We start from the raw sequence: 12,727 nt of genomic DNA on the forward strand, positions 1-12,727 counted from the left end.
CCATGGAATCCGCTGCCCCGCTCTCCCTGTCACCCACTGCCCGCTGGCGCAGCCTGGCTGCCCGGCTGAATCCCTTTGCGCCACTGCGCCGCCGCTTCCAGCGCTGGTGGCAGGCGCGGTTGCCGCTGAGCGACACGCTCGCGCTCACCCAGCGCAATGTCTACATCCTGCCCACGGGCTCGGGCTGGATGCTGGCGTTGACGCTCATCGTGTTGCTGGTCGCATCCATCAACTACCAGCTCAACCTGGGCTACCTGCTGACCTTTTTGCTGGCGGGCAGCGCCGTGGTGGGCATGCACATCTGCCACGCCAACCTGCGCGGCCTCACGCTGCACCTGAAGGCCCCCGAGCCGCACTTCATGGGCACCAGCACGGCGTTTGACATCCAGCTGTCCAGCGAACGCAAGACCCCGCGGTACGGCATTGCGCTGTCGGTGCACGGCACGGGCAAAGAGGCGCACCACTGGGCCTGGACCGACGTGCCTGCGCAGGGGCAGTCCAGCGTGCAGGTGGCCTTCAGGCCGCCGCGCCGTGGCCTGCACCGCGTGCCCACATTGACCGCCGAGACGCGCTTTCCGCTCGGCACTTTCCGCGTCTGGACCTACTGGCGCCCCGCCGCCCAGGTGCTTGTCTACCCTGCGCCCGAGACCCCCGCACCGCCCCTGCCCCCTGGCGAACCCCGCGCGGGCGGCACGGGCAACGCGCAATCCCAGGGCATTGGCGAATTCGACGGCGTGCGCGCCTACCGCCGGGGTGATCCGCTCAAGCTGGTGGTCTGGAAGAAGGCCGCCAAATCGCTGGGCACCGGCACGGACGACCTGGTGAGCCGCGACGCCCAGCAGGCCCAGCGGCACGAGCTGTGGCTGGACCTCGCCCGCGCGGCGCTGCCCGACCATGAAGCCCGCATCTCGCGCCTGACCGCCTGGGTGCTGCAGGCCGACCGGCTGGGGCTGGACTATGGCCTGCGCCTGCCGGGTGTGGAGATCGCCCCGGACACGGGGGCCGCACACCGAAGAAATTGCCTGGAAGCGCTGGCACTGTGCTGATCCTCTCGTCAAAATTCGCATCAAATTGGCACCTAGCTTTTACCAGCAATGCGTCAATAGCTATATTTTCAATAGCACACCAATCCCCACCAGCCGGGCGTGAACCTTTGCCATGAACCTGCGCCAGACCCTTGTTTCCCTGCCGCGCGACGCCCGCGACACGCTTTTTCTGCTGTTCGTGATCGTGTGGGTCATCGCGCCGCAGATGTCCAACCTGCCGGTGTGGACCAGCCTGCTGGCCAGCGGCCTGCTGCTGTGGCGCGGCTGGCTGGCCTGGGTGGGGCGCCCACTGCCCAGCCGCTGGACCGTGGCCGCCCTGCTGATGGTGGCGGTAGCGGGCACGCTGTTCACGCACCGCACCATCCTCGGGCGTGATGCGGGCGTTACCCTGGTCGTCATGCTGCTCGCGCTCAAGATGCTGGAGCTGCGCGCGCGCCGCGACGCGATGGTGGTGTTTTTCCTGGGCTTCTTCACGATGCTCAGCAATTTCTTCTTCTCGCAGTCGCTGCTGACCGCCGCCGCCATGCTGGTGGCGCTGCTGGGCCTGCTCATGGCGCTGGTCAATGCCCACATGCCAGTGGGGCGCCCGCCCCTGGCGCAGACCTTCCGCATGGCGGGCACCATGGCGCTGCTGGGGGCGCCCATCATGGTGGCGCTGTTCATGCTGTTTCCACGCATGTCGCCGCTGTGGGGCATGCCTGGCGAAAACCTCACCGGGCGCAGCGGCCTGTCGGGCACGATGAAGATCGGCGAGATGGCCGAGATCGCGCTCGATGAGCGCGTGGCCATCCGCCTGCGCTTCGAGGGGGCGCCCACCGACGTGCCCCCGCAGTCCACGCTGTACTTTCGCGGCCCCGTCATGACGGCATTCGATGGCCGTCAATGGCAGGCCGAGCCGTTTCGGGAAGACAGCGCCTGGGCCGCGCGCGCAGCCCTGCCCGCCAACCTGCAGGTGAGCGGCCCGGCCGTGCGCTACGAAGTGACGCTCGAACCCCAGCGACAACCCTGGCTGATGGTGCTGGAGGCGACGCCCGAGGCGCCACAGCTGCCCAATCAAATGCAGGCCTACATGACCCAGGACCTGCAGTGGATGACCACACGCCCCATTACCGAGGCGCTGCGCTACCAGGCCGTGAGCTACCCCGAGTACCGCCATGGCCCCCAGCAATCCGTTCGCCAGTTGCGCGTGTACACCGAGCTGCCGCCCGGCTTCAACCCCCGTACCCTGGCGCTGGCCGCGCAGATGCGTGCCGACCCCGCACTGGCCAATGCCAGCACCGGCACGCTCGTCAATGCAGTGCTGGAGCGCCTGCGCACGGGCGGCTACAACTACTCCCTGGATCCCGGCGTTTTTGGCGAACACACCGCCGACGAATTCTGGTTTGACCGCAAGGAGGGCTTCTGCGAGCACATTGCCTCGGCCTTCGTGGTGCTGATGCGCGCCATGGATGTGCCCGCACGCATCGTCACGGGCTACCAGGGGGGTGAGCGCAACCCGGTGGATGGCTATTGGACCGTGCGCAATGCCGATGCCCATGCCTGGGCCGAAGTCTGGATGGAAGGGCGCGGCTGGGTGCGCGTGGACCCCACAGGCGCCGTCTCGCCGGGGCGCGTGGGGCAGTTCCAGCGCCTGCGTGCACCCCAAGGCGCGTTCGCCAGCGCCCTGGGCACCCTCAGCCCCGGCATGGTGCAGAACCTGCGGGCCGTGTGGGAAGCCGTCAACAATGGCTGGAACCAGTGGGTGCTCAATTACACCCAGAGCCGCCAGATGGACCTGCTCAAAGCGCTGGGGTTTGAATCTCCCAGTTGGCAGGACCTCACCACCGTGCTGGGCACCCTGGTCATCGCGGCTGCACTGGGAGGCATGGGCTGGAGCCTGTGGGAGCGCAGCCAGCACGACCCCTGGCTGCGGCTGCTGGCCCGCACGCGCCAACGCCTGGCGCGCGCCGGGCTGCTACTGCCAGAAACCCTGCCCCCACGCGCAATGGCAGAACGGGTGCGTGCACAATTCGGGGCGCCGGCCGCTGAAGTGGCAGACTGGCTGCTGCGGCTGGAGCGACTGCGCTACGCCCCCCACCCCGACTCCGAACTGGGTGCCCTGCGGCGCGAGTTCCGCACCTTGCCCTGGCCAAAGAGATGAATCATCCCCCTGAGCGGCTTCGCCGCTCCGTGCAGCCGTCAGGGATGGCAGCCCTCAGTCCCTTCTCTCGGCTTCGCCGGGAAGGGGGACGCCGCTGGCGCGGCGGGGCTGCCCTTGCGCGGCGGCCCTGGCCTGGGTCGCGCCGGTTTCGAGGCGCAGGGACACAACAAAGTAACGAACACCCGAAATGACGAAGACAGCTCCATGGACCACGGTTGCTATATTTTTAATAGCATTTTGCACAATACCAGTAAGCGCAAGCCCCCAAAAACCCTCTAAAACCGCCACCACAAAGCAAAAACCAGCGGTGCTCTACGCATCGCGCACCGAGGCGCTGCAGTTTGCCGACGATCTGGCCGCACGCCGCGACCTGGACCGCGAGTGGGTGCGCCAGGCCATTGGACAGGCGCACTTCCTGCCACAGGTCCCACGGCTCATGCTGCCGCCGCCCAAAGGCACCGCCAAGAACTGGCGGGTGTACCGCAGCCGCTTCATCGACCCCATCCGCATCCGCGCCGGCCAGCGGTTCTGGCAGGAGAACCAGGCGACGCTGGAGCAGGCCGAGCGCGAGTACGGCGTGCCCGCCGAGATCATCGTCGGCATCATCGGTGTAGAGACCATCTACGGGCAGCAGATGGGCACCTTCCGTGTGATGGACGCGCTGGCCACGCTGGCGTTTGATTTCCCGTCAGCCCATCCGCGCGCCAAAGAGCGCACCGAATTTTTCCGCCGCGAACTGGAGCAGTTCCTGAGCCTCACCAACCGCAGCAACACCGACCCGTTCGAGCCCCGCGGCAGCTACGCCGGTGCCATGGGCCTGGGGCAGTTCATGCCGTCGAGCTGGGTGCGCTATGCCATCGACTTCGATGGCGACGGCCGCGTGGACCTGTTCAAGAGCCCGGCCGACGCCATCGGCTCGGTGGCCAACTACTTTCGCGGCCACGGCTGGACGCCGGGCATGCCCACGCACTTCGGCGTGCAGTTCGACACCGCGCGCCTGCACCTCGATGAGCTGATGGCACCTGACATCCTGCCCACCTTCAGCGTGGCCAGCATGCAGGCCAAGGGCGCCGTGCTGGACGCCGCGGGCGTGCAGCACACCGGCCCGCTGGCCCTGATCGAACTGCAAAACGGCGGTGATGCAGCGAGCTACGTGGCAGGCACCGAAAACTTCTACGCCATCACCCGCTACAACTGGTCGAGCTACTACGCGATGGCCGTGATCGAGCTGGGCCGCGAAGTGGCGGCCGCGCGCGCGGGCCAGTGACCGCCAGGCGCCCCGGGCTCAGCCGCAGCCGGTGACCAGCCGAGTTCCGGCGCGATGTACCGCGCGGTGTCGCTCAGGATCTGCGCATATTCGTCGACGCTGAAGTCGTACGGCAGCTCCAGCCGCAGCGCCTGAACCTGCGGCACGATGGGGTCCTTGCGCAGGCTCTCCAAAATCTCGTCGGACGTGCCCACCAGGTCGCGCGCGAACAGCGTGCGGCGGTCGCCTTGCGGCCCCAGCGTGCGCGGCAGCCGCAATGCAGCCCAGGCACGGTAGCGCGCGCGGGTCGCGGCGTCGGCACCGTCCAGCGGCACGATGACCCGCCCCAGCGCCACGCGCGGTGCGTAAGGCGCCGACCAGTTCGCGTGGAACAGGTCCAGCTGGCTGCGCTGCGCCGCAAAGAAGTCGTCGGTCTGCTCCCCACGGTTGAGGTTGCCGATGAGCAGGTGGTAGCCCTGCGCGCCCGCCCACTGCGCAGACTTCAGCGACCCGCCGCCGTACCACAGGCGCTCCACCAGCCCCGCGGCATGCGGCTGCACCCGCGGGCGCTGGCGGCCTGCGGGCGACTCCACGAAGAAGTCGTCGTCGCCGAAGAAATCACCGCGCAGGTTGCTGCGCAGCCGCTCCACCCGGGCGTGCGAGAAATCGATGGCCTGCGCATCGCCGTCGAACAAGCGCCCGCCCAGCAGCGGCCCGTACTGCGGCGCCCCCGCACTCAGCCCCACCTGCAGGCGCCCGCGCGACAGCACATCCACCGTGGCCAGGTCCTCGGCCAACCGAAAAGGGTTCTCATACCCCATCTGGATCACCGCCGTGCCCAGCACGATGCGCCGCGTGCGCTGCGTGGCGGCAGCCAGCAGCGTGGCCGCGGACGACACCGCCCGCTCCAGATGCCGCTGACGCACCCACGCGCCCTGGTAGCCCAGGGCTTCCCCGTACTTGAACAACCGCAGGGTGTCTTCCAGCCCTTGCAGCGAGCTGTCCTCGGCATAGTTGCCAGGGGTCAAGAATGCGAGATGCGCGATGGCCATGGTCAAAACTTCGGTAGTCCTGGGGGGTTGGTTTCGGACTTGGGCAAAGCCTCCTCCAGCAGGCTCCAGCGCTGCAGCGCCTGCGTGTACTTGCCGTTCTTGATGAGCCCGTTGGTCGCCAGCGTCAGCGCATCGGCCAGACCCGAGCCCTTGCGCGTGGTGATGGCCACGTCGGACTTGAGCGGCCAGCCCGCGTTCACCGTGCCCACGAGCTTGATCTTGCCGTCCTTGGCCGCGTGGTAGGCCTGCGGTGCATTGGGGTTGAAGTTGGCGTCGGCCCGGCCCGACACCACGCCCAGCAGCCGCGCGGCGTCGTCGTCGAAGTACACGGGCTCCACGGGCTTGAGGCCCGCGGCGATGTTCTGCTTGTTCCACTCCAGCAGGATGCGCTCCTGGTTGGTGCCCGATCCGGTGATGACCTTGAGCCCGGCAATGTCCTTGGGCTCCTTGATGGACGTGATCTTGCTGTCGGCGCGCACATAAAAGCCGTGCAGCCCCAGGCGGTAGGTGGAGAAGTCGTACTTCTCCTTGCGCAGCTCCGTCACGCCCACGTTGGAGATCACCGCGTCGTACTTGCCCGACGTGAGCCCGAGCGGCCAGTCGGCCCAGGCAATCGGCAGCAGTTCGAGCTTGAGCCCCAGCGCGTCGGCAATCAGCTGTGCATAGTCCGGATCGAACCCCACCACGGTCTTGGCGTCGCTGGCATAGGTAGCGATGGGCGGCGCAAACGGCGCGATCGCCACGGTGAAGACGCCCTCCTTCACGAACTTGAAATTCTTCGGAATGGCCTGAACGGCCGCCGCGTCTTTCTCGGCGCGGATGCGGCCTTTTGCTCGGGGCTGAAGTCGAACGCGGTGGCAGCACCGGCCACGGTCCACGCGCAGCACAGGGCGCACGCGGAAGCCAGGGCCACGAGGCTGCGGCGCGACAGGGAATGGAGAGTCATGAATAGTCCTTGAAGGCCGCAGCCTTACTTCTTGGGCAGGCCGGGAGGGTTGGTGCGCGAGACCTGGATGGCCTCGGACTGCAGGTTCCAGCGCTCGAGCGCCTTGGCGTAGTTGCCGTTCTTGATCTGCGCATTCAGTGCTGCGGTGATCGCGTCGGCAATGCCCGAGCCCTTGCGCGAGGTCACGGCAATCTCGGCCGCCTGCGGCCATCCGCCCGAGAAGGTGCCCACCAGTTTCGTCTTGCCATCGCGTGCGTTGTGCGCGGCGATGCCGTTGGGTGCCAGGTAGGCGTCGGCACGGCCCGAAGCCAGCGCAAGATACAGCACCACATCGTCGTCGTAGTACTGGATGTCCACGGGCTTGAGGCCCGCGGCGATGTTCTGCTGGTTCCAGCGCAGCAGGATTTGCTCCTGGTTGGTGCTCGCGCCGACCACCACCTTCAATCCCGCCACATCCTTGGGCTCCTTCACGGACGTGATCTTGCTGTCGGCCTTCACGTACACGCCCAGCTGGTCGTTGCGGTAGGTCGAGAAGTCGAACTTCTCCTTGCGCTCTTCGGTCACTGTGACGTTGGAGATCACCACATCGAACTTGCCCGACTGCAGGCCCAGCGGCCAGTCGGCCCAGGCCACCGACACCAGCTCCAGCTTGCGCCCCAGGCTGTCGGCCACCAGCTGCGCGATGTCCGGCGCGTTGCCCACGGGCGTCTTGTTGTCGGTGGCGTAAGCGCCAAACGGCAGGCGGCCGGTGGTGGTGCCCACGGTGAGCACGCCCTCCTTCGCAAACTTGAAATCCTTGGCGACGAGCTTGATCGCCTCGTCCACCTTCTGCGAGCGGGGACGCGTGGGCTGCTCGGGACTGAGGTCGATGGCCTGCGCAGCAGCATGGATGGGCGCCAGTGCGGCGATGGAGGCAGCGGCCAGTGCCAGGGCTGCGAGGGTTCGGTTCACAAGGGTCATGGATCGGCTCCGGGGATGAAATGGATGGGTCAGGAAAACAGGCGATGGAAGGAAGCAAAAAATCGGGTAGATCACAGCGGCGCCCATGCCGCAGCCCGGCCTGGGCTACAGGCCGGTTGACCCAGAAAGGCCACTGCGGGTGGGGGAATGTGAGGCGGGCGGCGGCTCAGAGCACCTTGGCCAGGAACTCCGCCGTGCGGGGGTGGTCGGGCTGGCTGAACACCTTGGCGGGTGTGCCGGTCTCCAGCACGCGGCCCTGCTCCATGAAGACCACCGTGTCGGCCACCTCGCGGGCAAAGCCGATTTCGTGCGTCACGACGATGAGCGTGGTGCCGGTGCGCGCCAGCTCCTTGATCACGTCGAGCACCTCGCCCACCAGCTCGGGGTCGAGCGCAGACGTGGGCTCGTCGAACAGCAGCACCTTGGGCTTGAGCGCCAGCGCCCGGGCAATCGCCACGCGCTGCTGCTGCCCGCCGGAGAGTTGCCGCGGATAGCTGTGTGCCTTGTCGGACAAGCCCACACGCGCCAGCAGCTCCAGCGCCAGGGCTTCAGCTTCTGCACGCGGCAGCTTGCGCACGGTGACCGGCGCTTCGACGATGTTCTCCAGCACCGTGAGGTGCGGGAACAGGTTGAAGTTCTGGAACACCATGCCCACGTCCACTCGGCGTTGGAGGATGTCCTTCTCGCCCAGCTCGTACAGGGTGTCGGCGTCCTGGCGGTAGCCGATCAGCTCGCCATCGATGGCGATAAAGCCATCGTCCACGCGCTCCAGGTGGTTGATGGTGCGCAGCAAGGTCGACTTGCCCGAGCCCGACTGCCCCAGGATCACCGTGACGCTGCCGGGTGGCACCGTCAGCGTCACGTCCTTCAGTACGCGCAAGGCGCCGTAGCTCTTGGACACGCGGTGGATGGTGACCTCGCCACCGCGATTGCGCTCGCCCGTCCAGCGCGGCACTTCGGCAACTGCGGGTTCAGGAGCAGGCACTGCTGCAGGTGCCGCCACTGCAGCATCTGCCTGGACAGCCACGCGCCGCGCAGGCCACAGGCGCTGCGCAACGCCGCTGAAAATCGACGGCGGCGGGCTGCGCAGCGCGCCCTTGGAAAAATGCCGCTCGATGTAGTACTGCAGCAGCGACAGCACCGTAAGGATCACCAGGTACCACACGGTGGCCACCATCAGCAACGGGATCACCTCCAGGTTGCGGCGGTAGATGATCTGGATGGTGTAGAACAGCTCGGGCAGGGCCAGGATGTACACATTGGACGTGCCCTTGGCCAGCCCGATGATGTCGTTGAAGCCCGCGGGCAATATGGACCGCATCGCCTGCGGCAGCACGATGCGAAACGCCTGACGGCGGCGCGGCAAACCCAGGGCGGCCGCCGCTTCCAGCTGCCCCTGGTCCACCGACAAAATGCCGCCGCGCACGATCTCCGACGCAAAGGCTGCCTGGTTCAGCGTGAGGCCGATCAGCGCCGCCACGAACGGGCTGATGAGTTGCGTGGTGGGGTATGAGAAGAATGTCCAGCCGGTGAACGGCACGCCCAGGCTCACGGTCTCGTACAGGTAGCCCAGGTTGTTGATGATGAGCAGCAGCACGATGACCGGGATGGACCGGAAGATCCAGATGAAAGTCCACGACAGCCCCGCCAGCAGCGGCGAGCGCGACACGCGGGCCAGCGCCAGGGCCGTGCCCAGCGTGAAGCCGAACAGCGCCCCCAGTGCGGTCAGCAGCAGCGTGCGGCCCAGGCCCACCAGCACGGGCTCCGAGAAGAAATACTCGCCGAAGATGCTCCATCCCCAGCGCGGGTTGGTGAACACCGAATACAGCACCAGCGCGATGACCACGGCGGCAAACACCGTGCCGGCCGCCCGTGCCCGGTAGCGCGCGGGTACGACTTTGTAGTGTGAATAGTCGCCCTTCACCGGGGCAGGGGCCGGGGAGGACGAGGGTGTGAGGGCAGACGCGCTGGGCCCATGGCTGTGGGCACCAGGGGGTGCGGCATGGCCGGAGCCCAGCGGCAGACCGGCAGCGGCGTCCAGGGTGGTGGAGGTGGACATGGTGATGAGGTCTCGCGGGCTGTCGGGGTTCGTGGAAAAGAGCGGGGGCAGGCGGGGCCGGTGTCCGTGGCGGCTTTCAGGCCGCTTGCGCAACGACCGCGGCGCGCCCTACGCCCAGGGCTTGCGGTGTGGCGGGCGCCGTCGTCAACGTGGCGGTGGACTCCAGGCCCTCCACGGCGCGCAGAGTCTTCTCGAACGGCAGATGGCGGTACGTCTCGTGCGGCAGCGATGTGTCGAACAGCGCCGTGTAACCGTGGCCCAGATACAGCCCGACGGCCTCGGGCTGGCGAAAGCCGGTGGTGAGGTACAGCCGCGCATAGCCCTGGCGCAGCGCCTGGGCTTCGAGCTCCCGCAGCACCTTGGCGGCGAGGCCCTGGCGGCGGTGGGCCGAGTGCGTCCACACGCGCTTGAGCTCCGCCGTGTGCGCATCGCTGTGGCGCTTGAAGGCGCCGCCGCCAATGGCCTGCCCGCCGCGCAGCAGCAGCACGAAGTTGCCGCCGTGCTCCGGCGAGAACAGCTCGGGCGGGTACTTCTCCATCTCGCGCTGCCCACCCTCGCGGTCGTAGAACTCGCCGTAGCGCGACTCGTACTCGTGCGACAGCTCGTCGATGAGCGGGCGGGCCAGGGGATCGGCAGGCGAGGTGTAGATGAAGCTGTCACTCATGGGGAGGGCTTTCTCGTGAAAGGGTCTCAGGCCAGAAACCGCTCGGCCAGCCGCACCCAGTACGTGGCCGAGGGCGCCAGGATGGCGTCGTTGAAGTCGTAGTACGGGCTGTGCAGCGATGCCCCATCGCCATTGCCCACGAACACGTAGCTGCCCGGGCGCTTGAGCAGCATGAAGGCGAAGTCCTCGCTGGCCGTGCGCGGGCGAAAGCCGGCGTCCACGCGGGCTGCGCCAAAGGTGTCCAGCGCCACGCTGCGTGCCAGCTCCGTTTCTGCCTCGTGGTTGAGCACGGCCGGATAGCCGGGCCGGTACAACACATCGGCCGTGGCGCCAAAGCTCTCGGCCTGCGCGCGGGCGATGGCCGGAATGCGCTCTTGCAAGACCGCGCGCACCTCGGGCTTGAAGGCGCGGGCGGTGAGCTTCAGTTCCACACTCTCGGGCACCACGTTGGGCGCGTTGCCGCCATGGATGGAGCCCACGGTGACCACGCCCATGTCCAGCGGATCGACATTGCGCGAGACCACCGTCTGCAGCGCGGTGATGATGTGCGCGCTGGCCACCACCGGGTCCACCGTCTCATGCGGTGCAGCGCCGTGGCCGCCCTTGCCGCGCACGGTGATGGTGATCTGGTCCACCGAGGCCATGGCAGGCCCGGTCACGCAGCCGAAGTGCCCCGCGCCCACGCAGGGCCAGTTGTGCAGGCCGAACACCGCGTCGCACGGAAAGCGCTCGAACAGGCCCTCGCCGATCATGTGCTGTGCACCGCCGCCGTTCTCTTCGGCGGGTTGGAAGATGAGGTTCAGCGTGCCGTCAAAGCGGCCCGACTCGGCCAGGAAGCGCGCGGCCGCCAGCAGCACCGTGGTGTGCCCATCATGTCCGCAGGCGTGCATCACCCCGGCATTGCGGCTGGCATACGGCAGGCCCGTGGCCTCGGTGATGGGCAGTGCATCCATGTCGGCACGGATGCCCAGGGTCTTGGTGCCCTGCCCTTTGCGCAGCGTGCCCACCAGGCCGGTGCCCGCGATGCCGGTGGTTACTTCGTAGCCCCAGGACGCGAGGCGCTCGGCCACAATGGCCGAGGTGCGGTGCTCCTGGAACGACAGCTCGGGGTGCTGGTGCAGGTCCCGGCGCAATGCCTGGAACTCGTGGATGAAGGCGGCAATGCCTTCCTCCACACTTTTCACCCGCTGCACGTCCTGCGCCGAAGCCGCTGCTGGCAATGCTGCGCCCATCACGCGACCTTCTTCTCTGGCGCCGTGGCGGCATCCGCATCGGCCTGCGCATACCGGCTGGCCTTGCGCGGCAAGCCCAGGTGGTCGCGCAGCGTATGGCCCGGCAGCGTGCGCTGGTAGCGGCCGCGCGCCTCCAGCACCGGGATCACATGGGCGATGAAGTCATCAAGCCCCTGCGACAGCACGGGAAAGCCCAGGATGAAGCCATCGGCCGCGCCCTCGTCCACCCAGCGGATGATCTCGTCGGCCACACGCTCGCCGGTGCCGACGAACTGCGAGCGCGGCGTGGCGGCCTCCAGCGCCACCTGGCGCAGCGTCAGGCCGCGCGCCGTGGCATCGGCCTTGATGCGGTCCGTGGTGGAGCGAAAGCTGTTGCGCCCGATCTCGCCCAGGTCCGGGAAGGGCTCGTCCAGCGGGTACTGGCTGAAGTCGTGGTGGTCGAAGTAGCGGCCCAGGTAGGCCAGCGCTTCATCGACCGTGAGCAGCTCGCGGATGGCCTGGTACTTGGCCTCCGCCTCTTCCTGCGTGGCGCCCACCACGGGCCCGATGCCGGGGAAGATCTTCACATCGTCGGCCTGGCGGCCATGCACCACGGCACTGGCCTTGACCTTGCGCAGAAAGCTGCGCGTCCCCTCCACCGACGGCGAGTGGGTGAACACCGCATCGGCGTACTTGCCCGCGAGGCCAATGCCCGCATCCGAAGAACCCGCCTGAAAGATCACCGGCTGCCCCTGCGGCGACCGGCCGATGTTGAGCGGCCCCGCCACCTGGAAGAAGCGACCCTTGTGGTCCAGCGTGTGCAGCTTGGCGGGGTCGAAGAACTGGCCCGTGGCGCGGTTGCGCACCACGGCGTCTTCATCCCAGCTGTCCCACAGGCCTTGCGTCACCTGCAGGTATTCGTCGGCGATCTCGTAGCGCAGCGCATGGTCGGGGTGGTTGCGGCTGTAGTTGCTGGCCGTGCCCTCCAGCGGCGTGGTCACCACGTTCCAGCCGGCGCGGCCCTTGCTGATGAGGTCCAGCGACGCGAACTGCCGCGCTACCGTGAATGGCTCGCTGTACGAGGTGGAGATGGTGCCCGCCAGACCGATCTTCGACGTCGCCACGGCCAACGCCGACAAGATGGAGATGGGCTCGAACCGGTTCAGAAAGTGCGGGATGGACTTCGCATTGATGAACAGCCCGTCGGCCACAAAGGCGAAGGCGATGCCGTTGGCCTCGGCCTTCCGCGTGGTCTCGATGTAGAAGTCGAGGTTGACGCTCGCGTCCGCGGGGCCTGCGGGGTGCTTCCACGAATTCATGTGGCCGCCTGCGCCATGCAGCATGACGCCGAAACGGATGGGGGATGGGGTGTTGCTCATGGTGTCTGTTCCTGGGGAAAGGAG

10 protein-coding genes are annotated in these 12,727 nt (G+C 67.6%); 3 read left to right on the plus strand and 7 right to left on the minus strand.

What is annotated here, in order from left to right; all coding sequences use genetic code 11:
• The first annotated feature begins 2 nt into the window (after positions 1-2).
• From ASE39_RS07675 to mltB, 3 genes are all read left to right on the plus strand, one after another.
• Complete coding sequence (locus tag ASE39_RS07675) at positions 3-1,046, plus strand: DUF58 domain-containing protein (RefSeq protein WP_057270737.1); 1,044 nt, start codon at positions 3-5, stop codon at positions 1,044-1,046.
• Between the two features lie 112 nt (positions 1,047-1,158).
• Entirely contained in the window at positions 1,159-3,186 is a 2,028-nt protein-coding gene (locus ASE39_RS07680; protein ID WP_057270738.1) for a DUF3488 and transglutaminase-like domain-containing protein, read from the plus strand.
• Positions 3,187-3,373: 187 nt separating this feature from the next.
• Entirely contained in the window at positions 3,374-4,453 is a 1,080-nt protein-coding gene (gene mltB, locus ASE39_RS07685; RefSeq protein WP_057270739.1) for a lytic murein transglycosylase B, read from the plus strand.
• Here mltB and ASE39_RS07690 read toward each other — a convergent pair.
• The 7 genes from ASE39_RS07690 to ASE39_RS07725 form a co-directional block, all read right to left on the minus strand.
• Positions 4,393-5,484 (minus strand): LLM class flavin-dependent oxidoreductase, encoded by a 1,092-nt coding sequence (locus ASE39_RS07690; RefSeq protein ID WP_082615357.1) that lies wholly within the window; start codon positions 5,482-5,484, stop codon positions 4,393-4,395. The two genes, mltB and ASE39_RS07690, sit on opposite strands and share 61 nt — an antisense overlap.
• A gap of 2 nt (positions 5,485-5,486) precedes the next feature.
• Positions 5,487-6,380, minus strand: coding sequence for an ABC transporter substrate-binding protein (locus ASE39_RS07695; RefSeq protein ID WP_082615358.1), 894 nt, complete (start codon positions 6,378-6,380; stop codon positions 5,487-5,489).
• A 74-nt stretch (positions 6,381-6,454) separates the two neighbouring features.
• Positions 6,455-7,390: an ABC transporter substrate-binding protein gene (locus tag ASE39_RS07700; protein ID WP_057270740.1), complete on the minus strand. Its 936-nt coding sequence runs from the start codon at positions 7,388-7,390 to the stop codon at positions 6,455-6,457.
• Positions 7,391-7,556: 166 nt separating this feature from the next.
• On the minus strand, positions 7,557-9,449 hold the full coding sequence (locus ASE39_RS27265) for an amino acid ABC transporter permease/ATP-binding protein (protein WP_082615359.1): 1,893 nt from the start codon (positions 9,447-9,449) through the stop codon (positions 7,557-7,559).
• Between the two features lie 76 nt (positions 9,450-9,525).
• Positions 9,526-10,113, minus strand: a complete 588-nt coding sequence (locus ASE39_RS07715) for a GNAT family N-acetyltransferase (RefSeq protein WP_057270741.1) — start codon at positions 10,111-10,113, stop codon at positions 9,526-9,528.
• 26 nt (positions 10,114-10,139) lie between these two features.
• A complete protein-coding gene (locus ASE39_RS07720) occupies positions 10,140-11,345 on the minus strand; it encodes a M20 aminoacylase family protein (protein WP_057270742.1) in 1,206 nt (401 codons plus the stop codon).
• Positions 11,345-12,703 carry an LLM class flavin-dependent oxidoreductase gene (locus ASE39_RS07725; protein WP_057270743.1) on the minus strand — a complete coding sequence of 453 codons (1,359 nt, stop codon included), beginning with the start codon at positions 12,701-12,703 and terminating at the stop codon, positions 11,345-11,347. Before ASE39_RS07725 ends, ASE39_RS07720 begins: the two co-directional genes overlap by 1 nt.
• Positions 12,704-12,727 lie beyond the last annotated feature (24 nt).

Source organism: Acidovorax sp. Root267, assembly GCF_001429215.1.
Taxonomy (GTDB): Bacteria; Pseudomonadota; Gammaproteobacteria; order Burkholderiales; family Burkholderiaceae_C; genus Acidovorax; species Acidovorax radicis.